The sequence below is a fragment of the Citrobacter sp. R4 genome (assembly GCF_026719175.1).
Lineage (GTDB): Bacteria > Pseudomonadota > Gammaproteobacteria > Enterobacterales > Enterobacteriaceae > Citrobacter_A > Citrobacter_A sedlakii.
Map to the genome: position 1 here is coordinate 350,387 of NZ_JAPPSU010000004.1, position 23,345 is coordinate 373,731.

Consider the following 23,345-nt stretch of genomic DNA (forward strand, 5'->3'; position numbering starts at 1 on the left):
AAAAGCCGGGAATCTCCCGGCTTTTTGTTACGTTGTATAGAGGCTTAATCAAATACCCCATTAATAATCGCCGTAACTACCGCGGTGCTAAGCGCAATCAGCACCAGGTCGTCGCCAACGATTCGCCATTCATATCCCGGATAGTAAGGCAGTTCGCCGAGCATTGAGGCCGGTACGGCTTTTTTGGCGATGCCTGGAGGAAGCGGTTTACCGCGCGCCAGGTTCTTCGCGATCCCCGGCGGTAAGGCGTCGTAACCCGTCAGACCGTAGTTCACGGCCAGATGACGCGCTGTTGCAAAACTGATGTCGGAGTCAACATGATCGGGCTTACCGTAATTTTTACGTTTGTCGGATGAGACGTTCTTTTTATCGCCGGAATTTCCTTTGTGGTCTTTATTCCCCTGATTTCCCTGGTTGCCTTTATTTCCATGATTACCACTGCTATTACCATGGCCGCCGCCATTACCGTTCCCATTTCCCGGGTTTGCCATAACAGGGGCAGCAAACAGGGAGAGAGAAACCAGAGTGGCCAGCACAGCCGTTAAACCACGACGCTTACCCATGATGTGTTCCTTCCAGGTGTTGATACATCATCACAATAGAACGCGGCGAAAAAAGGTGCAATCTCCCTCATTCCTGGTTTTTTATTGTTACGTCGAGAGGAAATCCCCCTGTTCTGTGGATGATAAACCGCCTGCCTAATCTGCTATCATGACGGTAAAACCACGCCAAAAATCAATACTGAGGAAAATATGGGTTCCACCAGAAAAGGGATGTTCAACGTCCTGGTTGCCGCCGTATTGTGGGGAAGTTCCGGCGTCTGCGCGCAGTACATTATGGAGCAGAGCCAGATGTCTTCGCCGTTTCTGACCATGACGCGTTTGATCTTCGCCGGGATGATTTTGCTGATGCTGTCATTCGTTCATGGCGACAAAATCTTTTCGGCCTTCAAAAATCGTCAGGATGCCCTGAGTCTGCTGCTGTTTTCCATTTTAGGCGCGCTTACCGTACAGCTTACCTTCCTGCTGACCATTGAAAAATCAAACGCCGCGACCGCCACGGTATTGCAGTTTCTGTCCCCCACCATCATCGTCGCGTGGTTTGCGCTGGTGCGTAAGGCGCGTCCCGGCGTACTGGTATTGACCGCGATCCTGACGTCTCTGGTGGGCACCTTTTTGTTGGTGACCCACGGTAATCCTACGTCGCTGTCGATTTCTCCCGCCGCGCTGTTCTGGGGAATTGCCTCAGCGTTTGCTGCGGCATTTTACACTACCTACCCTTCCACGCTGATTGCCCGTTACGGCACATTACCGATCGTTGGCTGGAGTATGTTAATTGGTGGTCTGTGTCTGCTGCCGTTTTATGCCGGGGAAGGGACCAATTTTGTGGTGAATGGCAGCCTGATTCTGGCGTTTTTCTATCTGGTGGTCGTGGGTACGTCATTAACCTTTAGCCTGTACCTGAAAGGCGCTCAGATGATAGGCGGGCCGAAAGCGAGCATTTTAAGCTGCGCGGAGCCACTGAGCAGCGCGCTACTGTCGCTACTGCTGTTAGGCATTACGTTTACCTTGCCGGACTGGCTTGGCACGCTACTGATCCTCTCGTCAGTCGTTTTGATTTCAATGGACTCCCGCCGCCGCGCCAGGGCGGCGTAATACCTCCGGCGCGGCGTTGGTCTTTGTTACCAGCCCGGCACCGCGCCCCCGTTAAAGATTTTTTCTGCCGCCTTTGCCACTTCCGGCGACTGATAAGACTGCAAAAATGCCTTCACGCTTTCCGCGTCTTTGTTATCTTCCCGCGCCACCAGGATATTCACGTAAGGCGAATTTTTATCTTCGATAAAAACGCTGTCATACACCGGTGAAAGCCCGGTTTGCTGGATATATGTGGTGCTGATGATCGCCACATCGACTTTCGGGTCGTCGAGCACGCGCGGTAACCGCGCGCCTTCCAGTTCCATAATCTGCAAATGACGCGGATTATCGGTATTAATAAGAAGAAAAAGGCATAAAGCGGAATTCAATGTTAAAGCAAATGGCGCTGCGCGACTCGCACGCAACACCCTCCGGTTCAGACCAATGCTTTGACAATTTCCATTAACCTGACGATATCTTCAGGACGTGTATTACCGGTTTGCGGGTCGATAATTGAACTGTACACATGCGGCATCACGCGAGGCATGCCCGCTTCCATGCAGGTTTGCAGAATCACGCCGAAATTAGACAGATCGATACCGCCAGTCGGTTCGATCAGCGTCATGCCGTTACGCGCCGCGGTGGTCGCCAGTACATATAGCTCCGGCAGCGACGTCTCGCCGCCCATTGGGAAAAACTTCGCCGCGTGCGCGCCCATATCCTGCATCATTCGCACGGCGGCATCGCAGGAAACACGCGCCGGTGTTCCCTGGCTGCTGCTGACGCCAGTGGAGATCAGCACTTCGCCAGGCGTCCCCGTCGGGCTGACCAGTGCATTGATATGCGTCAGCTCCCCCCCCGTCGCCGCCAGCGCCCCCGCCGCAAAACCGCTGCCGGTAAAGGTCTGATTGACGTGCGCCGGGCGCACCTGGGCTGCAATCATCGCCGCCTTGTAATACTGCGCCGGATCGCCCGCCCCCAACCCAACCGAGATGGACGGTACTTCTTCCATCCAGCGTTTCACCTCCTGTACGCCTTCGTCTACCGACGAAAACTGCGCGGAGAGAATGCCAATCACCGCATGTCCCTCTGCGGCGTCATAGATTTCCCGGGCATTGGCGATGTCTTTCGCCAGCACGTTAATCGCCACACGCTGACGATAAAAATTAATCTGCTGCATGTTCTGCAATCTCCTTAAGCCGCGCGACAATCAGCGCCATCTCCCCCTCGGCGACCGTACGTGGGTCGAGGCTAAAAACGCCCTGATGGAGGTTGTAGCGGCGGGCATAAATAGCTATCTCGCCGCCGCGCAGTTGCGCCTCAACTTCACGGGCGCTCAACCCCAGTTCCCCGGCATTGACCCTGACGCGAATGCGCCAGATCGCACGTCCAGCCTCGTCCTGTTCGATATCGGCATGAAATCCGCGGATCGCTGAAATCGCCTCTGCCACCGGTTGCAGCTGTTCTGCGCTAACCACGGCTTGCCCCTGGTGATAATGCGCCAGAGCGGTTACCAGGCCGACCATGTTCTCCTTGCCAATCTTCATCGCCCGCGCGATCCCGTGATGCTGCGCCTTACAGGCGCTAATCCACCGCTGTTTGCCGGTAATAAACCCAGACGTTGGCGCATTGAACGCTTTCGCGCCGCTGTAGATCACCATATCTGCGCCACTCGCCACCCAGGAGCGGAGATCTTCTTCAGCCGCGGCATCCACAATCAGCGGCAGGTTATGAATGCTTGCCACCTGCACGAAATCTTCAATCTCCAGCATGCCCTTCTGTACGCAATGGTGAGACTTCACGTACAGCAGCGCCGCTGTGGCGTCGGTAATCGCGCGCTCCAGCTGCCAGCGGGCGGCGAGATTACTCGCTCCCACTTCCACCACGCGTCCGCCACCCAGACGGATCGCAGTACCGATTGGCGCGCCATAATCAACGTTGTGCCCGCGCAACATCACCACTTCATTCGCCATTCCCGTACTGTCTGGCATCAACGCCACGCGATGCGGGTCGCCGCGCGTAATGGCGGCAGCGACGGCAATCGCAATCCCTGCCGACGCGCAGGAAGTGATGTAACTGTCTTCCGCGCCGGTATAGCGCGAAACCCGCTCGCCGGTTCTCTCCACCAGCCGGTCAATCTCTACAAAAGATGAGGCCGCCCGTGCCGTGGCCTGCATCACCTCCGGCGCGACGCTGGAGACGCCAAGAATGGTCATCTTGCCGCAGGCGTTAATCACCTGCTTAAGCCCGAGCTGTTGATAGATATTTTGCGTCATGGCTTACAACACTCCCAAAAGCGAACACACCACGCTAAGCGCGACAATGGACAGCAAAATGGTGGTGTAACGCGGCCCTTTTTTCACCAGGAAGATATAGATGGCAAATACCGCCGCCAGCGGCAGCAGGCCCGGCGCAATGGAGTCAAGGATCTGCTGAACCACCACTTCAGACCCTTTCAGCGCACTGATCTTCAACGGCGTGGTAATTTTGACGTAGCTCGCCGACAGCGCCCCCATCATGATCAGCCCCAGCACGTTGGCGCCGTAGATCAGTTCCTTGATTCGCCCCCCTTGTAACAGCCCTACGATGGAGTCGCGACCGAGCGTGTAACCCTTGTGGATCAGTCCATAGCTTATCGCCAGGGTGATCGCCGGATAGAGGATCAGCGGCGCAATACCGCCGAATGCGCTGCCATTTGCCGCGAATGGGATAAAAATCGCAATCAACAGCGGCATCACCGCCGCCCAGACGATAGAGTCCCCCATCCCGGCCAGCGGCCCCATCAGACCGGTTTTGATGCCGGTAATTGATGCGTCGCTGATCGGTTCGCCACGCGTTTTCTGTTCCTCCATGGCGATAGAGATCCCCTGGATAACCGCGCCAAACGTCTGCTCCGAGTTAAAAAAGTTCAGGTGACGCTTGAGCGCTTCCACCTGCTCTTCTTTTTGCGGGTAGAGTTTTTTGATGATTGGCGTCATTGAGGCGCAGAAAATCAGGCTTTGTAAACGTTCATACGAGTTAGACACTTCCGCGCCCAGCCAGTAGATAAACCACGCTTTGGTGATGTCCGCTTTGGTCAGCGCCCCGCTTTCCCGCGCACGTTCAACCAGTTCATGTTGCATTACGTCGCTGCTCATCATGCTGCTCCTTCATTTTTCGCCAGGCCTTTAATCAGGAAGGCCACACAGGTGCCGAAGATGGCCATCGCCATGATGTCGACCTTGAGATACAGCACCGCGAAGAATCCTCCGATAAACCACGGCAGCAGGCTCTTTTTACCGATCACCATAATGGTGATGGCGAAGCCCAGCGCCGGCAGGATCCCGCCCATGATTTCAAAGGAGTGGGTCAACCAGTGCGGCATCAGCTTGAGGAAACTTTCCACCACGTTCTGGCCAAAGTAGTTGGCGGCGAATACCACCGGGAAACGCAGTACCAGCCCGAGTAACGCCGGGTAGAGGAAGGCGCAGCGCATTATGCCGGCCATGTTCGCCGTTTCCGCGTGTTTGTCAGCCATATGTACCCAGGCGGCATTCAGCGTACGGCGCAACTGGTCGAGGAACACGCCGATAACGCCAAACGGTATCGCCAGCGCGATGGCCAGGTTCGGGTCCATCCCGGCCTTAACCGCAATCGGAATGGAAATACAGGCCGCCAGCGCCGGATCGGACGGCACATTGCCGCCAGGGGTAGAGGTCACGCCGAGATAAACCAACTGCATACCGGCGCCAATGATCATCGCCGTCTGCATATTGCCGAGCAGCAGACCGACAAAGACCGCGATGACCACAGGCTGTAACAGCATGGCCGAGAAAGTGTAGCCAAGGCGTAAACGGGCAAACCAGTAATACAACCCCATCAGGCTTGCAAAAAGTAAGGTATCCATAGTGTTATCCCATTATCAGAGGGTTAGAATTTTTTCAGGATATCGTCCAGAGACTGTGGCTTATCTTCCGGGATAGTCTGGAAGTACACCTGAATACCGCGATTTTTCAGGTCGTTAAGAATGCCAACGTCTTTTTCATCCAGCGTGATGTTCTGAAAAACCGCCTTACGGTTGGGCCCACCGCCTAAACCGCCCACCTGAAGGGTGCTGACGTCAAAGCCCAGTTGAACGGCGTCCTGCACGGCGGCAAGGGACGGAAACAGCACCAGTACGCTGCCGTCGCCAAGCTGATTCTCCTTCCACGCGGCGGCAAAGCTCTGGTTGCCGTAGCAGTCCACTTTGATGTTCGGCGGCGCGGCCATCAGGTAGATATTTTTCATAAACGGATCGGCGTCCAGTTCGTCGCTGACGACGACGATACGGTTAGCCTGCGATTGTCCGACCCACTTGGTGACGACCTGCCCGTGAATCAGACGACTGTCGATACGACATAACACGACCTTTGCCATCGTTTTATCCCTCTTTTGCGTGTTGTAATTGACGAACGTGAGCGACAACGTCCAGGCAACTGCTGCGCCCGGCTTCAACCAGATCGGTCACGCAGGCGGTGAGCGCGCCATGTTCACGTCGGTCCAGCGCCTCCAGCAGCAGCGATGCGTTTAAGCCGGAAATCACCGCCACCGGATAGTCAGCGCTCAACCGCGCCGCCACGTTGGACGTCGTGCCGCCAATAAAGTCGGTCAGGATGAGCGAGCCTTCCGGCAGGGTTTGGACAACGGCTTCGACGCGCTGATAAAACTCACCCAGCGTATCGACAGGCATCAGCGCAATTTCCGTTACGCCGTTAATTTCGCCCATCACCATGCGCAGGCTGTTGCAAAGCTGTTGTCCCCAGCCGCCATGGGTCAGCAGCAAGATGTGGGGCAACGGTTGAGTGGTAGTCAAAATGGCCTCCTGGCTTCATTACGTTTACGTCAGTAATAAGAGCAAGAGCTGTGCCAGAGTTTGTGTCACGCAGGGAAGACAGGTGAACTGGCGAAGCGGCGGGCCGCGCCAGTTAAGGGATCAGCTATAGAGAAGTTCGTAAATATAAAAATATTCCGCGTCCGACAACCGAATCGCATAGGCTTCTTCGATGGGCAAAAAAGCGGATTTGATGACACTAAACGCGCGGACATCGAGTTCCGGCTTGTTTTCCAGCGCCATCTGTAACGGTTTGCGGTTAATCACGATACGCTCAACCATGCAGCAGCAGTGGATCAGAAAGCGTAGTGTCACCTGGCGGCTTGGCTTCAGCGAAAGCGCGCTGGTTAGATGGTTGAGCACGCCTTCCATCTCTTTCAAAATGCGCTGCGGGTTAAGCACTGAAATATGATTAATAATGCTTTCCATCGTCAGGGCGCTGATAAAACGCATCGCACTGCGCTCCATTTCCAGGCGGCGTTCCGCACTGGATAGATCTGGCGTCAGCAGGCTCAGTACCAGTTCCGGACCCTGTTCAGAAAACAGTTCTTCCAGCGAGATAAACGGAATATCCGGCAGCCCCGGCTGGAAGGTACCGACAATCCCCGCCAGGCGTTCGCTGGCGTTTAGCGCCTGCTGGACGCGCTCAAGGCTGCGCACTTCGTTGTAATCCAGGATGACCATTCGCGTATCCTGCGACATCAGTTCGCCAAAACTCTCCTCCAGCACCTTTTTAATTTTTTCTGCCGTGCCCATGCCGGTAATGCAGGAGATAACCAAGACTTTCCCGCTGTTTTCCTGCTGAGGCGTACAGAGCTGGCAGGGTATGCTTTTGCTCTGTATTAACGCCGCCAGCTGCGGCAAGTCGCTGGTTTCGTAACTTAAATCCAGCCCCACTTCCAGCAGACTGGTGAGGGTAATATTGGGTACCAACAACACGTCGATCTGAAATAACTTACTGATGGTGCTGCCAAAATGGACCAGTGAACCAATATCCACCATCAGGATCAGCCGTTGCCAGCGATGCGCCTGAATCATCTGGATAAGGGTTTCCAGCGTGTCATGTACCGACTGTTCAAACGGCATATCGATAGCGCAGAACAATTCCCGCTCCAGCACGCGATTCACATACTGCGCCTGGCTGGTTGCCGTCGTCGCGCCGTGGGCGACCAGAATCACCCCGCACTCCGGACTGGCGTCTATGCGCTGGCGGTAGTGACGACACTCTTTCAGAAACAGGCACAGCCAGACCACTTCCGTCGCCGGGCACTGAATATGCAACAATTCGTTGATTTTTCGGCATAACAGCGTGGCGTTGTCATATTCATCTTTACAGCGATCGAGGATCAGGCTGGAGGAGTAAAGCTGCGGAATCAGGCCCCGTTGCACATAGCCAATCAGCGCCAGAAAGTGTTTTCGCAGAGGATTTATCAGATTTTGCGGCAGGGAAAAGCCCAGTACCTGCTCCACGCAAGCAATCAGCAGCGTGACGCGTTCTTCAATCTGGCTACCATAGCGCGGGGGGTGCGCAATACTGTCGCGGCTGTAAAGGCCGTACTCAAAAATAGAACTGAGTTTATTTTTCAGTATCGCCAGCGTTTCCGCTGGCGGCACGTTACTGTTGCGCAAATTGACGTATTCGCGAGTCAAAAAGCTGTAAAACAGATCGCTCTCTTCAATCTCCGCCCCCGTAGCAAGCGAAGTTTTCAGCGCTGGCAGCGTGCGGGCATCAATGCTCAGGCGCTCCTGACCGTTGAACAACGCATCGACCAGCAAACGTTGCTCCACCGAAGCCTGAAACGGCATCTCCACCAGCCGTTTGTCGAGCTGTAGCGTCTCGTTGTGCTCCGTCATGCCTGCCGCCCACGCCTGCGCGCAGAGAAACTGAATATCGCTTTTAAGCTGGCCGATATTTCCTTCCAGCGGCTTGTTCAGCAGCCACAGCAGCAGCGATTTATCGATGCTCACCGTACGCTCGATTTTACGGCTTTCGCGCTGCAAGAACCCGACTATCAGCTCCACCTGTTCCTCAACAGAACGTTGGCGAATACCGGGCAGGTCGATTGTCACCTGGATACGTCGCTGGAAAGTCCGCAGCAGTGAAGAGTTAACCGCTTCCGTGGTGGCGCAAATCAGCCGTACCGAAATCGGCCTTGCCGCGGCGCTGGAACCTAACGGGCGATATTCGCCTTTATCGAGAAGGGAAAATAATTTTTCCTGCCCTTCGTAAGGCAGACGATGGACCTCGTCGAGCAGCAAATAGCCGCCGTCAGCCTGTTCGACCAGGCCGGGCTTGTTTTCGTTCGCACCGGTAAACGCTCCCTGCCGATGACCAAAAAGATGCGACGAAAGCAGCTCCGGGTTATGGGCATACTCCGCACAGTTAAAATAGACCAGGGGCGGCGGGGAACCTGCGGTATGTTCACAGGCAAAGCGATGCATCAGCTCGGCAAAGAACGTCTTACCGACGCCAGAAGGACCGGTCAGCAGTACGTGCAGACCATGGGGATAAAGCACTGCGGCGCGACCCTTTTCCACCGCATCGCGCAGGCTGCGATCGTAGCCAATCAGGCCGGTAAACGGATCGTCGACGGATGCCATTTCCTGCTGCGGCAGCAGTTCGGCAACCGAGCGTACTTCACGCTCGGCATCCGTCAGCTTACGACCTAAAAGCGTTTCCAGCGCCTGGCAATGCAGGAAAAATACCGGTCTTCCCCGACTTTTGATGACCAGGCCATCGTTCCACAATTGATTGAGATCTTTACTGACCGAATTGCGCGCCAGCCCGAGGTTAAAGCCGATCGCTTCTGCGGTAAACGCCGTTTCCTGCGCCAAATCCGCCGTTTCCAGCCCACGCGTCAACCTTTCAAGCTCACCCAGAACGATCTCAATCCTTCTCATCTCTCTACCGCTTAAGCATTAACTGATTGTTCAGAACATACACGATTCTGCTGCGTAAGAAAGTGAAAGACGTTCCAGAGGCTCACTCACCGGTCATCAAAATGTCTTCGTTAAATAATGTCTCGACGCGCCTTCTTCCGGGAAATTATCGAGAGTCATTTTTAGCTGATATCCGTTCTTCTGATAAAACGGCAGCGCCTGAAAACTCATGGTATCCACCAGCGCGTGACGGCAGCCTCGCTCCTGCGCCGCCTGTTCCGCTGTCTGCATCAGCTGTCTGCCGTAGCCGCCCCTGCGCAACGATTCATCCATCCACAGGTATTTTATACACAGCCACTCGCCTTTGATTTCGCCAATCAGCCCCCCTTTGATAATCTCGCGATCATTGCGCCAGTACACCGCCAGATTGCCAAAATAGGTCGTTTTCAGGAACTGAAGATTATAAGCGCGTAACCCGGTGAGCAGTGCGTTCTGATCGTCTTCGGTAACCGTCTCTGTAACCTGTATCTGCATATTATCCTCCTGAAACATACCGCTTCTGGCTTACTTTATTTTCAGCATTCACACGGAATGCCGAGTGAGCCGCCTACCGTCTACACTTATTCTTAACGAGATGCGCATCGACAAAAGGATTATTACCATGAAACTCGCCGTTATGACGATGGTTGCCGTACTTTTTACCCTATCGGGATTCGCCCGGGCCGACTCGCCTTATGGCGCGCTCCAGACAGTACACGAGAAAAATACCATTCTGAAGGATCTACGTAAGCTCTGCTCGCCGAAGGGATCGCCTTCTGACGACGCATGGGAAAAAACCATTATGTCTACAGAAGGGAATCAGTTGCATATTCGCGAAGCGATTGTGGCGATGGAGAGAAATAACCAGAACAACTATTGGGAAGCGTTAGGTAAGGTTGAATGCCCGGATATGTAAGCGTGAAGCCGCAGCCCCACGCCCGGTCATCATAATTATCGCTGACGCACGTCCGGAATAATGAGGTCGCCGCGCAGGGTATACGATCCCAGCATATTCTGCGTTTTTTCATTGAGCCAACCGACAATACGCGCCGCCATGGCGTCCATAGAATATTCAATTGCCGGAATGGTGGGAATACCCGGCAGATGCAGCGATCCCGCCAGGCTGAAAACCATAATGTCTTCCGGAACGGACTTATTGAACGCCTGCAGTTGCGGAATAACCCGCTGCGCCTGCTGTTCGTCCGCCACCAACAGCGCGTTAAAGTTGAGCGTCGAGGCGTTATTCAGCAGTTCCTGCAGGGCCACGGAAGACGACGTCGCGTCCATAAAGACCAGGTTACGGTTAAACGGCAGGAAGTTTTTCTCCAGTGCAAGTTTATAGCCCAGTATAACCTGATCGGAAAAACCCATCCCGTGAGGATGAATCAGCGCAATCTGTCGGCGATTCTGGCTGATGAGATAGTTACAGGCGGTTTCGGTCGCGAAAGCGTGATCGAACTGGATGCTGTTAACGTCGTCCCCCACTTCCAGACAGTCCACCAGAATGACGTTCTCCTGGTTAATGTTCAGTGGAAAACGCGCGCCAATGATCAGCACATCGTCACACAAACCGCAGCTCAGCTCGTCGAGTGCGCTCAGCACTTCCGCTTTGGTATTGGCGAAGCGAAGCAGCAGATGTTTCTGGTGCTGGCTCAGATGCTTTTCCAGCGCATAAAGATAGCCCGTCGTCTGGTTGATGTTGTCCTGGGCGCATATCACGCCGATACAGCCCGTGGTCTGGCTTAGCAGCGACTGGGCAATCACATTCGGGCGGTAATTTAGTTCGTCCACCGCTTTCAGTACGGCAAGACGGCTGGCTTCCTTTACCCCACGCGATCCGCTCAACACGCGCGACACCGTGGCTTTCGACACGCCAGCCAAACGCGATACATCGTTGATAGTAGACATCATTCTCCCCTGACAGAGCCCGCCTGGCTCCTCAAATCCTGAAGTTAACATTGGCTCATTTTATCGCCAAAGGCAGTATAGCTGTTTCCGTTTTTCATGGAAACCGATTTTCCATTTTCACTCAAAAAGACATTTTTGCAGCCAAAATCGTGAGCTGAATCCAAATAATTAGCCTTATAAGAATAAGTTCTTGATGAGTGTCACAGTTCTGTTTGCTTCAAATGGAAACCGGTTTCCGTATGATATCAAATCAGAATCGCAATAAGTTTTTACATTTTGAGGATGGTTAACAATGTTCAGGATTATGTTGTGTTGTTCCGCAGGGATGTCTACCAGTCTGCTGGTTCGTAAAATGGTCGAAGCAGCGGAGGAACGGAAACTACCGGTACAAATTGACGCCTACGGCGTTTCCGAATTTGACATTCAGTTTCCAAATTACCAGGTGGTGCTGCTCGGCCCCCAGGTAAAGTACATGCTTAACACGCTCTCTGAGAAGGCTGCCACCCAGGGTATACCCGTACAAGCAATCGATATGCTGGATTACGGAATGCAACGCGGTGACAAGGTGCTGGACTATGCTCTGTCGCTGATTGAAGCGACACACTAGAAGGTGTCATTATGAGTTCGTTATATCAGTCAATGGTTGCTGTCATAGAACAATCCATCACTCCTCTTGCCGGGAAACTGGGCCAGCAAAAGTATGTGATTGCGATTCGTGACGGTTTTACCGCGGCGCTGCCGTTTATGATCATCGGCTCGTTTATGCTGGTGTTTATCTTCCCGCCGTTTTCTGCCGAAACCACCAACAGCTTTGCCCGTGGCTGGCTTGATTTCTCCGCCACGTATCGTGAACAGTTGATGCTGCCGTTTAACCTCAGCATGGGCGTTATGACGTTCTTTATCTCCGTCGGCATCGGCGCAAGCCTGGGCCGTCAGTTTAACCTCGATCCGATCATGTCCGGCCTGCTGGCGTTTATGGCGTTTTTGCTGGTCGCCGCCCCGTATGCCGACGGTAACATTTCCACTCAGTACCTTTCCGGTCAGGGGATCTTCACCGCGTTAATCACCGCCATTTATTCTACCCGCGTCTACGCCTGGCTAAAGCAGCACAACGTGACGATCCGCCTGCCAAAAGAAGTGCCGACCGGTGTCGCCCGTTCGTTTGAAATCCTGATTCCGGTTCTGGTAGTGATCGCCACCCTGCATCCGCTGAATCTGTTTATTGAAGCGCAGACCGGGATGATTATTCCGCAGGCGATTATGCATTTGCTGGAGCCGCTGGTGTCGGCATCGGATTCGCTGCCCGCGATTTTACTTTCTGTCCTGCTGTGTCAGATTTTCTGGTTCGCCGGGATCCACGGCGCGCTGATTGTCACTGGCATCATGAACCCGTTCTGGATGGCTAACCTCTCTGCCAATCAGGCCGCATTGGCGGCTGGCGCCGCGCTGCCGCACGTTTATTTGCAAGGGTTCTGGGACCATTACCTGCTGATTGGCGGCGTAGGGTCTACCTTACCGCTGGCCTTCCTGCTACTGCGCAGCCGCGTCACGCACCTGCGAACTATCGGCAAAATGGGAATTGTGCCTAGTTTCTTCAACATCAATGAGCCTATTCTGTTCGGCGCGCCGATCATCATGAACCCGATGCTGTTTATTCCGTTTGTTTTTGTACCGATGATCAACGCCGTACTGGCTTACACCGCGACCCGTCTGGGCTGGCTGGAACAGGTGGTTTCTTTAACGCCGTGGACCACGCCCGCGCCGATCGGCGCCTCCTGGGCGGCGAACTGGGCCTTTAGCCCGGTGGTGATGTGTCTCATCTGTATGGTGATGTCGGCGCTGATATACCTGCCGTTCCTGCGCGCCTATGAACGTTCGCTGATGAAAACAGAAGAACAAAAAGCGCAGGATGCCGTCTCCGTGGCGAATGCAGCCCGTAGCAACTCATAATGAATCAAGGAGTCAGAACAATGAGATACCGTTTTCCTGAAAACTTCTGGTGGGGCAGCGCCTGCTCAGCGCTGCAAACCGAAGGGGATAGCCTGAACGGCGGCAAAAGCCAGACCACATGGGATGCGTGGTTCGATCGCCAGCCTGGCCGTTTCCATCAGGGGGTTGGCCCGACGAACACCTCGACCTTTTATCAGCGCTGGAAAGAGGATATCGCACTGCTTAAGCAGTTAAACCATAACAGCTTTCGCACTTCGATCAGTTGGACACGTCTTATCCCGGACGGCACCGGCGAGGTAAATCCCGAGGCGGTGGCCTTCTATAACAATGTTATCGACGCGCTGCTGGCGCAGGGCATCACGCCGTTTATCACCCTGTTCCACTTCGATATGCCGATGGTGATGCAGGAAAAAGGCGGCTGGGAAAACCGCGATGTGGTGGACGCGTTTGGCCGCTACGCGCAAACGTGTTTCGACCTGTTCGGCAACCGGGTGAAGCACTGGTTCACCTTCAACGAGCCGATTGTGCCGGTTGAAGGCGGCTATCTGTATGACTTCCATTACCCGAACGTGGTGGATTTCAGACGCGCAGCTACCGTGGCGTATCACACCGTGCTGGCACATTCTACGGCGGTGCGAGCGTATCGCGCCGGAAATTATGACGGTGAGATCGGCGTCGTCCTCAACCTGACGCCCTCTTATCCGCGCTCGCAAAACCCGGCGGATGTGAAGGCCGCGCACCATGCGGACCTGCTGTTTAACCGTAGCTTCCTCGACCCGGTGCTGAAAGGGGAATATCCGGCGGACCTGGTGACGCTGCTGAAAGAGTACGACCAACTTCCGGCCTGCCAGCCCGGCGACGCGCAGCTGATCGCCGACGGCAAAATCGATCTGCTGGGGATCAACTACTATCAGCCGCGCCGGGTGAAGTGCCGGGACAGCGCCGTCAATCCGGACGCGCCGTTTATGCCGGAGTGGTTATTTGATTATTACGAAATGCCGGGGCGTAAAATGAATCCGTATCGCGGCTGGGAAATTTATGAGCCGGGTATTTACGATATTATTACCAACCTGCGGGATAATTACGGCAATCCGCGCTGTTTTATTTCCGAAAACGGCATGGGTGTGGAAAACGAACAGCGCTTTATTCAGGACGGGAAAATTAACGACAGCTACCGTATTGAGTTTGTCACAGAACATCTTAAATGGCTGCATAAAGGAATAAGCGAAGGCTGCAATTGCCTTGGCTACCATATGTGGACCTTTATTGATAACTGGTCATGGCTCAATGGTTATAAAAACCGCTACGGCTTTGTGCAATTAGATTTAGACACGCAACAGCGTACGGTGAAAAAGAGCGGCGAGTGGTTTGCGAAAACTGCCGCCAGTAATGGATTCGATTAATACGAGAATATCATGATTGCATTAGAAGAAGCGGTAATGGAAATCATCGTCAATGCCGGACAGTCACGCAGCCTCTGCTTTGAGGCGCTGCACGCCGCGCGCGCTGGCAACATTGACGAAGCGAAAAGCCTGCTTCGTGAGGCTGATGGCTATGCGCGTCAGGCTCACCACATGCAAACCAAATTGATCGAACAGGATGCCGGGGAAGCCCGGCAACCGATGACATTAATTATGGTGCATGCGCAGGATCATTTAATGACGTCGCTGCTAGCCCGCGAGCTATCAGAGGAAATTATTCATCTCTATCAACGCTAAATTCATTTAAATAATACACGGAGACGACACCACGATTAAATAAACGTTTTCTGTACCCTTTATATAAAAAACAGATCAACTTGTTTTGGTGATAGCAATTAAACCGAGACGGGATGGTTATTATCTTAAAATAAATTAATGGTCACATCTGTTCAGAATGCGAAAGCAACCTGAAGGATAAAGTGCCGATGAGATAACCATGAACATGATAAAAAAACTTCCAGTAACGCTGGCGGTCATGGCCGCGCTGTGTCCCATGTCTGCGCTCGCACAGGAATTTACTCAGGAACAGATCGACGCTATCGTCGCTAAAGCCGTGGATAAAGCGCTGGCGGAGCGGCAGGCGAAAATGGACGCCGCGATAGCGCAGAAAGCCGATGTCATTAACGAACCGCAAAGCGCCGCCCAGTCTCCGGATATGGCCATCCCCTTTGGCGTGAAATTTAGCGGCTACGCGCGCTACGGGGCGCACTTCCAGAGCGGCGATCAGAAATATGTCGGCGTCGACGGTTCCTATAACGGCGCGTCGGCGATTGGTCGTCTGGGTAATGAAAGCAACGGCGGGGAATTCCAACTGTCAAAAGCCTTCAAAAGCGATAACGGCGCCATCTGGGATATTAACGTAATGATCGACCACTGGGGCGATGAGGTAAACCTCAAAAAAGCCTACGCGGGCGTGACGAACGTGCTGGCCTCTAACCCGAACGCTTACATTTGGGCGGGCCGCGACTTCCACCAGCGTCCACAACAGGGTATCAACGACTATTTCTGGATGAACCACGACGGTCAGGGCGCCGGGGTGAAAAACGTCGACATTGGCGGCGTCCAGTTTGACGTGGCGACCGTGGCCGCGGTGGAGTCGTGCAGCCCGGAAGTCATGGAAGACGAAGCGAACCCGTCGCGCATTACCTGTACCGGCGGCTCCGGCACTGGCGATAAGGGCAATTATGCAGTGACCTCGAAAATTCACGGCATGAAGCTCGGCCCGCTGGATCTGGAAATCTACGCCAACTACGGCTTTGACTCGAAAGCCGTCGATAGCGAAGAGCGCCTGAAAGCCTGGCAAGGCGCGTTTGTGGTCAGCCATACTAACGACAGCGGCGTGAACAAAGTGATCGCCCGCTATTCCGACAACTCAGATAACAGCGTTTACAACAAAACCGACGATCTGACCACCGTTTACGCCAGCTTTGAAGGTAGCCACAAATTCACGCAGCAGGCGCAGGTGGAGTATCTGCTGGCGTTCCATGACTACGACAACAGTTCCGATCAGAGTGAAAACCGTAAGAACTATGGCGCGATCGTGCGTCCAATGTACTTCTGGAACGACGTCCACTCTACCTGGCTGGAGGCGGGTTATCAGCGTGTCGATTATGACACCGGCGGCGATAACTCAGGCTGGAAGCTGACTCTGTCACAGAACATGTCGATCGCGATGGGGCCGGAGTTCCGTCCGATGCTGCGCTTCTATGTTACGGGCGGCAAGGTGGAAAATGACCGCACCGCGCGAGTGAACGGTACGGATGACGAAACCCTGGATGATTTCAACATTGGCGCGATGTGGGAAGCGTGGTTCTGACGGCAGTATGTGGATGTAGCTGGCCTACCTGCAGGTAGGCCAGATCTCGGCTCAGGCGATCATTGCATATCCTTTATGCGCACTTTCGCTGCCACCAGAAGCGCCGTCAGCAGCATCAGGCTGCCGGAAAGCATCAGGGGCGACAGCAGGCCGAGGTTATCGAGTGCATAGCCTCCCACCGCAGCCCCGCAGGTATTGGCAAGCTGGATCACGGCGACCTGAACGGATCCAGCCTTTTCTGCCTGATCGGCAAGCGAACGGGTGATCCATGTCGACCAGCCCACCGGCACCAGCGCAAACGCCAGTCCCCAGATAACCGCAATGACTGCCGCCACCGTCTTATCGTCCCCCCACAGGGTCAGCACCAGCGCGCTCACCGCCAGTACCAGCGGCGCACCGGCCAGCGCCAGTTTCACCGAGCGTTTGAGAATAACGGACGAGAGCGAAGTACCGACAAAGCTGGCAATCCCGAAGCTCAGCAAGACCAGCGTCAGGCCATCGACATCAAATCCCGCCAGATTCATATACACCGGGCGAATATAGGTGAAGAACGCGAACTGTCCGGCAAAGGACATAAAAATGGCGATCATCCCGGCCATCACCCCTGGGCGATTGAGCAAGCTGAACATGTTCTGCTTCTGATGTGACGGCTCGCCGGGCAGCGACGGCAGCGATTTTACAATCCAGACGATGCACAGGAGGCCCATCACTGCCGCAGCGTTAAAGACGTTGCGCCAACCGATAATCCCACCCAAAAAGCTGCCCAACGGAGCGGCGATCACCAGCGCGATGGAGACCGCGCCAAAAATTACCGACAGCGCCTTCGGCACCGTTCTCGGCGGCACCAGTCGCATCGTCAACGACGCCGACATCGCCCAGAATCCACCGAGCGCCAGCCCAAGGCAGGCACGCCCCACCAGCAGCAGCGTAAAGGAATGCGCAAAAGAGACCAGCAGGCAGGAGAGCGTCAACAGCACGGAAAAGAGGATCACCACGTAACGGCGATCGGTGGCCTGAATGATCTGGGTGATAAACAGGCTGGCGAACATCGCGACAAACGCCGTCACCGTCACCGACTGCCCGGCTACGCCTTCGGTGATGCCCAGATCCTGCGCCATCGGCGTCAGCAGGCTAACCGGCAGAAACTCAACGGTAATCAGGCAGGCTACACAAAACGCCACGGCAAAGACCGCCGACCAGTTTGGGCGCGAAACCGCTTTGGCCTGCGGTGGAATTGTGGGCTGGATATGTTCTGTCATGGCATCACCTGAGATAAAAACGTGCGGAAAAGTCGCGCAGTTTATCATCAAAAGTGTGACGGATTTAACGTTTAGACAACTTTTCTTGCATCGCCGCCTTTGCCAGCCCGACGATCCATTCCTGGTGCCCGTTAATCATCGGATTCGGCACGGTGCGAGCAAGTTCCTGGGCAGGAACGCCTTTTTGCGACTCCTGAGTCAGAATACGGACGCGGTTTCCCGGCAAGTCTTCAAACAGCCAGGCGTGGATCACATCCAGACGCGCCTTCTCATCCCCTTCCACCCAGCCGTGCCATGCGATCCGTGCGGCTTCACCGTCCACGGGTGGAACATACTCCGTGACCTGCGCCTCAACCGGGAAGCCAAAGGTCGTGAAGCGAAAGCGGGCGTTGGCGCTCAGTTCCGGGCCGCTGCCGTCGTGAAAACGAATATCTTCGGCGTTGCTGTAGTAGTTCGGCCACAGGTTTGTGTCGTTAAGCTGCGCCCAAATCTCTTTTGCGCTCAGCCCGGCGACGATGATTTCGTTGGATGCAAAGTTATCGGTGGTGCCTGGCAGGTAGTCGTTCGGCCAGATAATGGCGGATTGTTTCATGGTTCACCTCATCAGCGAGTGGATGAGGTGATGGTGCGCCTGCGGCAGATATAAATCTAATGACGATGCTTTATACTCTTCATCACGTTTCGTGATATCAGTGAAGATAAAACACGCCCTCTTCCGGGAGGAAAAGCTGGTTATAGCGCAGCTGGAAGGCGTTAAGCTCCTGCGGATCGGGTTCTATCTCGCGCATGAAGCCGAGCGCGAGGCGGATTTGCGCATCGGTGATCGGCGCGGCCAGACGGGCTTTACGCAGCATGCGGTGCCAGGAATGCAGATTCTCTTCGCTACCGTCGACAACGCAGACCTGCCAGATCAGCAGCACCTGGGCGGCATTTTGCAGGTGCGCCTCGTCGGGGCGCTCAAGGTAGCGGATAAACTCATTGCCCGGCGTTTTGCCGAACTGGTCAATCATCGACTCGACCGGCATCGGGGTGACTCCCAGACGCTCGCTTAAACGTTTGATGGCGCGGCGGGAATCGGAAGTCAGGACGCGAAACCCAACCACAAACACCACGGCAAGCGTTGCCAGCATTATCCAGACCATGCGTTCTCCTTAGACTAGCCGCTCATCATAGCGGGAAACGCAAAGCGTCGACAGCGGGCAGCGCCATAATAGTGAACGGAAAAGAGGTGGAAAATCGTCATGAAAGCGGATCTGCGCACGCTGGATCTTAACCTGCTGAAAACGCTCGACGCTCTGCTGGACGAGCGCAGCGTCACCCGCGCGGCGGCGCGTCTTGCTCTGACCCAACCTGCGGTCAGCGGCATGCTCAACCGCCTGCGGGACTACTTCGACGATCCGCTCTTTATCCGCGCCCCGCACGGCATGGTGCCAACCACGCGAGCGGAAGCGCTGGCCGCTCCGGTGAAGCGCATTCTCGCGGATATCGACGTGCTGCTTCAGCCCGTTGCCTTTGACCCTAATACCGCTCGTCTCACCTTCACTCTTGCCGCTACGGATTATGCACTTCGGGCGGTTGTCGTGCCGTTTATCGCCGCCCTTAAGGCACAGGCGCCTGGCATCCGCGTGCGTGTGGTGCCCGTTACCCCCGGCAGCCTTGTCAGCCAGCTTGAGCAGGGCGCTATTGACGTAGCGCTTATCACCCCCCATACCACGCCCGATGAGCTTCACAGCCGTGCGCTTTATGATGAACGGTACGTATGCATGATGCGCGCCGATCATCCAAACGCCGGAGAGCCAATGACGTTAGACCGATTTTGCGCCCTTGAGCATGTGCTGGTTTCTTACGAGGGAGACGGTTTTCGCGGGGTAACCGATAGCGCGCTGGAGAAAATTGGCCGGACGCGGCACGTGGGACTCTCAGTGAGCCACTTTTTAGTCCTGCCGGACGTGCTGGCGCTCAGCGATATGATTGCCGTCGTGCCGTCACGCATCGCGGAAAATCAGGCGGGGATGTTTGTCTGCGAGACGCCAGTTCCCGTGCCTGGCTTTACCAAAAGCATGGCCTGGCACGGCAGAACGCACCGCAATCCCGCGCAGGCGTGGCTGCGCGGGCTGTTACTGCAAACCAGTCAGCGAGCCTGAAGCCCCTTAAGCAGCGCCTCGTGGAAGCGCGCGGGATCCTGCATCTGCGGCGCATGGCCCATGTCGTTAAATTCCACCAGCGTCGCATGCGGGATGCGCTTCGCCGTCTCCTTCCCGAGCACCGCATAGTTGCCGAGCGTTTTGCGGATCTCCGGCGGGGCGAGATCTTTCCCGATGGCGGTGTTGTCCCTGGTGCCGATCATCAATAATACCGGCATATTGAGTTCGCTAAATTCGTAGATCACCGGCTGGGTGTAGATCATGTCGTAGAGCAGCGCCGAGTTCCAGGCCACACGTTCTTTTCCCGGCCCGTTGTTCAGCCCGGCGAGCATGGTGACCCAACGCTCGTACTCCGGCTTCCACTCTCCGGCGTAGTAGGTATTTTTCTCGTACTGACGAATGCCGTCGGCGCTGACCTTCAGCTCGCGCTGGTACCACTGGTCGACCGTAATATGCGGCACGCCGCGCGCTTTCCAGTCCTCCAGGCCAATCGGGTTGACCATCACCAGCTGCTCCACCTGCTGCGGCCACATCAGCGCGTAGCGGGTCGCCAGCATGCCGCCGGTGGAATGCCCGATCACCGTCGCCCGTTCAACGCCCAGCTTCTCCAGTAGCGCATGGGTGTTATCCGCCAGCTGCTGGAAGGTGTACTGATAGCTCTCCGGCTTAGTGGATTTACAGAAGCCAACCTGGTCAGGTGCCACCACGCGATACCCGCTGGCTGAGAGCGCGCGGATCGTGCCATCCCACGTTCCGGCACAGAAGTTTTTGCCGTGCATCAGCACCACGGTGCGGCCATTGGGTTTTTCCGGCTTCACGTCCAGATAAGCCATATCCAGAGATTGTTGCTGCGAGGTAAAGGTAAAGTGCTGAACCGGCCAGCCGTAGTCGAAACCTTCCAGCTTCTCGCCGTATGTGGGGGCATCCGCAGCCATTGCGGGGGTTGCCAGCGCCATCAACAGCGCCAGACAGGATAATCGTCGGGACATCATGCAAGCTCTCCAGGAAATAAAGGTCAAAGGCTGCGCGAAAGGCGGCAGCAAAATAACACTGTAGAGCATCAGACGGAGCGGGTGTGTAAAGCGGGGTAAATGTAGGTTGCAGCAAGTGGGGAGTAAAACGTGGCAGGCATTCTTCTTCCCCACTATCACTGAAGCTTTTTACTGTGCCATTGAGTGGATAATTTTCACTGAGCACATTCCCCCACGCATCATATTCCGCTGACCAGTCTGTTTTTCCCCGGCTGTTTATCAGCGCCAGCGGCAGGCCACGGTGGTCGCAGTGGTACAGGTGGATTTTTCTCTGCGGTATATTTTCCGGCTCCATCTGGTTTTGTATCTGCTCCGGCGTCAGCCCGCACTGCGCCAGCCACGCCCGGTTGCCTTCGCTGAGTTCCCCGCGCTGTAGCTCCGCTTCCAGATTATCCACCAGCGCCACCAGTTCCGGCGGGAAGGTCACGCTGAATTCCGGATTCGATCCTTCAGTGCGATTCCATGTTATGTAATTTGTAAAAACATCCTATACCGTCCTGCAAGTTGTATACAATCAGCTACCGACATCGATCCGCACCGCTGGCTGCTCAGCATACCTATCTAAGGGCAAAAATAACCTATATCCGTAATCCAGTGCGAATTCTGCTCGATTAAAGAACAACAATTTGGTATATATGGCAAGATCTCTGCCTGTTTTTTTTGGATAGCATATTTACAGGCATATCCCTCTTTCAATCCAACATCAGAAAGCGAAGGATTAGCTCCCTTTTCAAGCAATAACTTTGCAAAATTAATATTGTTTTTCCAAATGGCAGTAATTAAAGCAGTATCTATTGGTGATTTTGCTATTGCATCAATATCAGCACCATGAGATAGTAAATAATTAGCTATCTCTCTATGTTTCGCTGTTCCATAATATGCAGCAATTATTAAAGGTGTCTCATTATACCTACCAGTAATAGAATTTACATCTGCTTGAGCTACTTCAACTAAAAAGTGTACTGCTTCAATATTTTCGCTTTCTACAGCTAAACTTAGCGCTTCATTTTTTTCTTTGGTTGTCGCTGATGAACATTGGTTAAACTCTTTTTGTTTACACATATTATTTTTCAAGCATTTTTCACAAAAAAACCACATCTCCTTTAGCTCACTAACAGACATAGGTAAACTTGCCACAGATGTCAGAGATAGATTTTTTTCAGCCTCATATGCATCGCAAGAAACAATGAACAATGTAAAAATTAGGGTTACTATTTTCAGGAAGGCTAACGATATTTTTTTTATATACATTATTTTTGACCGATCCCTGTTGTTTTTTTTGCTGCCTCTCGTTGAGCCGCTTCGAAAGCGGGGCCACCTTTTTTTTCCACTGCTAACTGATAAATACCTGCAGCAGTATAGCATTTATAAAGCATATCATCTGAGCTCAGTGTATCCTTCCAGATCTTGTTACATGCCAACACTATGTCGTCTCCAAGATGAGTATCACATGACTGCTTACTGCTTCCCGATGTTCCATAGCAGATATCATGATTTCTACAAGCTTGCATAAAACTAACACCATACAGACCATCTGGAACAAATTTATCTGTACTTTCATCTCCGCAACCATATCCCCAAGGATAACCATCAGACCTTAACGAAACTGGTTTTGTAGTATCGACCCCCTGCGGGGCTACATTTGTAACTTTTGATTTATACCCAGGTTGGTTAATATAGGAACCTAATGAATTCCACCCCGCTAATCCAAGAGGATCAATTTCTATTATTGGATTGGACGTATATATATAAATTCCATCCCCCCGCCAACCCAATCGGGTCCTGTGTGATATACCGTCCCTGTAACGGATCGTAAAACCGGTGACGGTTATAGTACAGCCCCGTCTCTTCATCATACTGCTGACCCGGCAGGCGGATGAGTTGTTTCAGATTATGAGGATTATTTTCACTGAGCACATTCCCCCACGCATCATATTCCGCTGACCAGTCTGTTTTTCCCTCGCTGTTTATCAGCGCCAGCGGCAGGCCACGGTGGTCGCAGTGGTACAGGTGGATTTTTCTCTGCGGCGTGTATACCGGCTCCATCTGGTTTTGTATCTGCTCCGGCGTTAACCCGCACTGCGCCAGCCACGCCCGGTTGGTTTCACTGAGTTCCCCGCGCTGTAGCTCCGCTTCCAGACTATCCACCAGCGCCACCAGTTCCGGCGGGAAGATTACGTTCGCTTCCTGCTGAAATTTCTCCGCCAGCGTGCGGCGGACTGCTTTCGCCAGCTCTGCGGTTTGGGTTTCGATTCTGACCAGCGGCGTGAAGCTGCCCGATGTGTAAATCGTCTGTACGCGCTGTGTGTCTGTTTCGGTGGTGGTCAGCCTGTCGCCGTCCCAGCCGTACCATG

The 23,345-nt window shown here is 54.2% G+C and carries 23 protein-coding genes and 3 pseudogenes; 8 read left to right on the top strand and 18 right to left on the bottom strand.

Annotation, left to right across the window (positions count from 1 at the left end; translation table 11 throughout):
* Positions 1-44 precede the first annotated feature (44 nt).
* Positions 45-563 (bottom strand): anti-virulence regulator CigR family protein, encoded by a 519-nt coding sequence (locus OOJ60_RS12255; RefSeq protein ID WP_060569994.1) that lies wholly within the window; start codon positions 561-563, stop codon positions 45-47.
* Positions 564-752: 189 nt separating this feature from the next.
* On the opposite strand from OOJ60_RS12255, the gene OOJ60_RS12260 reads away from it, so the two are divergent.
* Positions 753-1,655, top strand: coding sequence for a carboxylate/amino acid/amine transporter (locus OOJ60_RS12260; protein ID WP_042287101.1), 903 nt, complete (start codon positions 753-755; stop codon positions 1,653-1,655).
* Between the two features lie 26 nt (positions 1,656-1,681).
* Here OOJ60_RS12260 and OOJ60_RS12265 read toward each other — a convergent pair.
* The 9 genes and pseudogenes from OOJ60_RS12265 to OOJ60_RS12305 form a co-directional block, all read right to left on the bottom strand.
* Positions 1,682-1,996, bottom strand: a pseudogene (locus OOJ60_RS12265) (MetQ/NlpA family ABC transporter substrate-binding protein); the annotation flags it as partial.
* 74 nt (positions 1,997-2,070) lie between these two features.
* Complete coding sequence (gene dagF, locus OOJ60_RS12270) at positions 2,071-2,814, bottom strand: 2-dehydro-3-deoxy-phosphogluconate aldolase (RefSeq protein WP_205612634.1); 744 nt, start codon at positions 2,812-2,814, stop codon at positions 2,071-2,073.
* Positions 2,801-3,910: a D-glucosaminate-6-phosphate ammonia lyase gene (gene dgaE / locus OOJ60_RS12275; protein WP_205612635.1), complete on the bottom strand. Its 1,110-nt coding sequence runs from the start codon at positions 3,908-3,910 to the stop codon at positions 2,801-2,803. The genes dagF and dgaE overlap by 14 nt, the downstream gene beginning before the upstream one ends.
* A gap of 3 nt (positions 3,911-3,913) precedes the next feature.
* Entirely contained in the window at positions 3,914-4,774 is an 861-nt protein-coding gene (locus OOJ60_RS12280; protein ID WP_167333852.1) for a PTS system mannose/fructose/sorbose family transporter subunit IID, read from the bottom strand.
* Positions 4,771-5,520 carry a PTS mannose/fructose/sorbose/N-acetylgalactosamine transporter subunit IIC gene (locus OOJ60_RS12285; RefSeq protein WP_042287117.1) on the bottom strand — a complete coding sequence of 250 codons (750 nt, stop codon included), beginning with the start codon at positions 5,518-5,520 and terminating at the stop codon, positions 4,771-4,773. The genes OOJ60_RS12280 and OOJ60_RS12285 overlap by 4 nt, the downstream gene beginning before the upstream one ends.
* A 23-nt stretch (positions 5,521-5,543) precedes the next feature.
* Positions 5,544-6,029, bottom strand: coding sequence for a PTS system mannose/fructose/N-acetylgalactosamine-transporter subunit IIB (locus tag OOJ60_RS12290; RefSeq protein ID WP_042287119.1), 486 nt, complete (start codon positions 6,027-6,029; stop codon positions 5,544-5,546).
* A 4-nt stretch (positions 6,030-6,033) separates the two neighbouring features.
* Complete coding sequence (locus OOJ60_RS12295) at positions 6,034-6,465, bottom strand: PTS sugar transporter subunit IIA (protein WP_042287124.1); 432 nt, start codon at positions 6,463-6,465, stop codon at positions 6,034-6,036.
* Positions 6,466-6,585: 120 nt separating this feature from the next.
* Complete coding sequence (gene dagR / locus OOJ60_RS12300; RefSeq protein ID WP_205612636.1) at positions 6,586-9,384, bottom strand: transcriptional regulator DagR; 2,799 nt, start codon at positions 9,382-9,384, stop codon at positions 6,586-6,588.
* 96 nt (positions 9,385-9,480) lie between these two features.
* A complete protein-coding gene (locus tag OOJ60_RS12305; protein WP_205612637.1) occupies positions 9,481-9,897 on the bottom strand; it encodes a GNAT family N-acetyltransferase in 417 nt (138 codons plus the stop codon).
* 127 nt (positions 9,898-10,024) lie between these two features.
* Between OOJ60_RS12305 and OOJ60_RS12310 the strand changes: the two genes are divergently transcribed.
* On the top strand, positions 10,025-10,318 hold the full coding sequence (locus tag OOJ60_RS12310) for a YicS family protein (protein ID WP_060569990.1): 294 nt from the start codon (positions 10,025-10,027) through the stop codon (positions 10,316-10,318).
* Positions 10,319-10,353: 35 nt separating this feature from the next.
* On the opposite strand, the gene OOJ60_RS12315 is transcribed toward OOJ60_RS12310, so the two are convergent.
* Positions 10,354-11,310 (bottom strand): LacI family DNA-binding transcriptional regulator, encoded by a 957-nt coding sequence (locus tag OOJ60_RS12315; RefSeq protein ID WP_205612650.1) that lies wholly within the window; start codon positions 11,308-11,310, stop codon positions 10,354-10,356.
* Between the two features lie 292 nt (positions 11,311-11,602).
* On the opposite strand from OOJ60_RS12315, the gene OOJ60_RS12320 reads away from it, so the two are divergent.
* From OOJ60_RS12320 to OOJ60_RS12340, 5 genes are all read left to right on the top strand, one after another.
* Entirely contained in the window at positions 11,603-11,917 is a 315-nt protein-coding gene (locus OOJ60_RS12320; protein WP_042287136.1) for a PTS sugar transporter subunit IIB, read from the top strand.
* An 11-nt stretch (positions 11,918-11,928) separates the two neighbouring features.
* Positions 11,929-13,260, top strand: coding sequence for a PTS sugar transporter subunit IIC (locus OOJ60_RS12325; protein WP_060569989.1), 1,332 nt, complete (start codon positions 11,929-11,931; stop codon positions 13,258-13,260).
* Between the two features lie 20 nt (positions 13,261-13,280).
* Complete coding sequence (locus OOJ60_RS12330) at positions 13,281-14,663, top strand: glycoside hydrolase family 1 protein (protein WP_060569988.1); 1,383 nt, start codon at positions 13,281-13,283, stop codon at positions 14,661-14,663.
* A 12-nt stretch (positions 14,664-14,675) separates the two neighbouring features.
* Entirely contained in the window at positions 14,676-14,978 is a 303-nt protein-coding gene (locus OOJ60_RS12335; protein ID WP_008786514.1) for a PTS lactose/cellobiose transporter subunit IIA, read from the top strand.
* 199 nt (positions 14,979-15,177) lie between these two features.
* Complete coding sequence (locus tag OOJ60_RS12340; protein WP_205612638.1) at positions 15,178-16,557, top strand: carbohydrate porin; 1,380 nt, start codon at positions 15,178-15,180, stop codon at positions 16,555-16,557.
* 59 nt (positions 16,558-16,616) lie between these two features.
* Here OOJ60_RS12340 and nepI read toward each other — a convergent pair whose 3' ends face one another.
* The 3 genes from nepI to OOJ60_RS12355 form a co-directional block, all read right to left on the bottom strand.
* Positions 16,617-17,816, bottom strand: coding sequence for a purine ribonucleoside efflux pump NepI (nepI, locus tag OOJ60_RS12345; protein WP_042287396.1), 1,200 nt, complete (start codon positions 17,814-17,816; stop codon positions 16,617-16,619).
* Positions 17,817-17,880: 64 nt separating this feature from the next.
* Complete coding sequence (locus OOJ60_RS12350; RefSeq protein WP_205612639.1) at positions 17,881-18,408, bottom strand: SRPBCC domain-containing protein; 528 nt, start codon at positions 18,406-18,408, stop codon at positions 17,881-17,883.
* A gap of 97 nt (positions 18,409-18,505) precedes the next feature.
* A complete protein-coding gene (locus tag OOJ60_RS12355; protein ID WP_205612640.1) occupies positions 18,506-18,958 on the bottom strand; it encodes a DUF1198 domain-containing protein in 453 nt (150 codons plus the stop codon).
* Between the two features lie 99 nt (positions 18,959-19,057).
* On the opposite strand from OOJ60_RS12355, the gene OOJ60_RS12360 reads away from it, so the two are divergent.
* The gene (locus OOJ60_RS12360) at positions 19,058-19,960 is read left to right on the top strand and encodes a LysR family transcriptional regulator (RefSeq protein WP_205612641.1); all 903 of its coding nucleotides are present in this window, start codon (positions 19,058-19,060) and stop codon (positions 19,958-19,960) included.
* On the opposite strand, the gene OOJ60_RS12365 is transcribed toward OOJ60_RS12360, so the two are convergent.
* The 4 genes and pseudogenes from OOJ60_RS12365 to OOJ60_RS24845 all read right to left on the bottom strand — a co-directional run.
* Positions 19,948-20,952, bottom strand: coding sequence for an alpha/beta fold hydrolase (locus tag OOJ60_RS12365; RefSeq protein ID WP_205612642.1), 1,005 nt, complete (start codon positions 20,950-20,952; stop codon positions 19,948-19,950). The two genes, OOJ60_RS12360 and OOJ60_RS12365, sit on opposite strands and share 13 nt — an antisense overlap.
* Positions 20,953-21,136: 184 nt before the next feature.
* Positions 21,137-21,442, bottom strand: a pseudogene (locus OOJ60_RS12370) (RHS domain-containing protein); the annotation flags it as partial.
* A gap of 110 nt (positions 21,443-21,552) precedes the next feature.
* Positions 21,553-22,242: an ankyrin repeat domain-containing protein gene (locus tag OOJ60_RS12375; RefSeq protein ID WP_205612643.1), complete on the bottom strand. Its 690-nt coding sequence runs from the start codon at positions 22,240-22,242 to the stop codon at positions 21,553-21,555.
* A pseudogene (locus OOJ60_RS24845) lies at positions 22,242-23,345 on the bottom strand (RHS repeat-associated core domain-containing protein); the annotation flags it as partial. The pseudogene OOJ60_RS24845 and the gene OOJ60_RS12375, both read right to left, overlap by 1 nt.

What these genes read in the sequence shown, in the direction of transcription:
- OOJ60_RS12255 (WP_060569994.1), bottom strand. Translation starts at nt 563, where the DNA reads ATGGGTAAGCGTCGTGGTTTAACGGCTGTGCTGGCCACTCTGGTTTCT.
- OOJ60_RS12260 (WP_042287101.1), top strand. Translation starts at nt 753, where the DNA reads ATGGGTTCCACCAGAAAAGGGATGTTCAACGTCCTGGTTGCCGCCGTA.
- dagF (WP_205612634.1), bottom strand. Translation starts at nt 2,814, where the DNA reads ATGCAGCAGATTAATTTTTATCGTCAGCGTGTGGCGATTAACGTGCTG.
- dgaE (WP_205612635.1), bottom strand. Translation starts at nt 3,910, where the DNA reads ATGACGCAAAATATCTATCAACAGCTCGGGCTTAAGCAGGTGATTAAC.
- OOJ60_RS12280 (WP_167333852.1), bottom strand. Translation starts at nt 4,774, where the DNA reads ATGATGAGCAGCGACGTAATGCAACATGAACTGGTTGAACGTGCGCGG.
- OOJ60_RS12285 (WP_042287117.1), bottom strand. Translation starts at nt 5,520, where the DNA reads ATGGATACCTTACTTTTTGCAAGCCTGATGGGGTTGTATTACTGGTTT.
- OOJ60_RS12290 (WP_042287119.1), bottom strand. Translation starts at nt 6,029, where the DNA reads ATGGCAAAGGTCGTGTTATGTCGTATCGACAGTCGTCTGATTCACGGG.
- dagR (WP_205612636.1), bottom strand. Translation starts at nt 9,384, where the DNA reads ATGAGAAGGATTGAGATCGTTCTGGGTGAGCTTGAAAGGTTGACGCGT.
- OOJ60_RS12305 (WP_205612637.1), bottom strand. Translation starts at nt 9,897, where the DNA reads ATGCAGATACAGGTTACAGAGACGGTTACCGAAGACGATCAGAACGCA.
- OOJ60_RS12310 (WP_060569990.1), top strand. Translation starts at nt 10,025, where the DNA reads ATGAAACTCGCCGTTATGACGATGGTTGCCGTACTTTTTACCCTATCG.
- OOJ60_RS12315 (WP_205612650.1), bottom strand. Translation starts at nt 11,310, where the DNA reads ATGTCTACTATCAACGATGTATCGCGTTTGGCTGGCGTGTCGAAAGCC.
- OOJ60_RS12320 (WP_042287136.1), top strand. Translation starts at nt 11,603, where the DNA reads ATGTTCAGGATTATGTTGTGTTGTTCCGCAGGGATGTCTACCAGTCTG.
- OOJ60_RS12325 (WP_060569989.1), top strand. Translation starts at nt 11,929, where the DNA reads ATGAGTTCGTTATATCAGTCAATGGTTGCTGTCATAGAACAATCCATC.
- OOJ60_RS12330 (WP_060569988.1), top strand. Translation starts at nt 13,281, where the DNA reads ATGAGATACCGTTTTCCTGAAAACTTCTGGTGGGGCAGCGCCTGCTCA.
- OOJ60_RS12335 (WP_008786514.1), top strand. Translation starts at nt 14,676, where the DNA reads ATGATTGCATTAGAAGAAGCGGTAATGGAAATCATCGTCAATGCCGGA.
- OOJ60_RS12340 (WP_205612638.1), top strand. Translation starts at nt 15,178, where the DNA reads ATGAACATGATAAAAAAACTTCCAGTAACGCTGGCGGTCATGGCCGCG.
- nepI (WP_042287396.1), bottom strand. Translation starts at nt 17,816, where the DNA reads ATGACAGAACATATCCAGCCCACAATTCCACCGCAGGCCAAAGCGGTT.
- OOJ60_RS12350 (WP_205612639.1), bottom strand. Translation starts at nt 18,408, where the DNA reads ATGAAACAATCCGCCATTATCTGGCCGAACGACTACCTGCCAGGCACC.
- OOJ60_RS12355 (WP_205612640.1), bottom strand. Translation starts at nt 18,958, where the DNA reads ATGGTCTGGATAATGCTGGCAACGCTTGCCGTGGTGTTTGTGGTTGGG.
- OOJ60_RS12360 (WP_205612641.1), top strand. Translation starts at nt 19,058, where the DNA reads ATGAAAGCGGATCTGCGCACGCTGGATCTTAACCTGCTGAAAACGCTC.
- OOJ60_RS12365 (WP_205612642.1), bottom strand. Translation starts at nt 20,952, where the DNA reads ATGATGTCCCGACGATTATCCTGTCTGGCGCTGTTGATGGCGCTGGCA.
- OOJ60_RS12375 (WP_205612643.1), bottom strand. Translation starts at nt 22,242, where the DNA reads ATGTATATAAAAAAAATATCGTTAGCCTTCCTGAAAATAGTAACCCTA.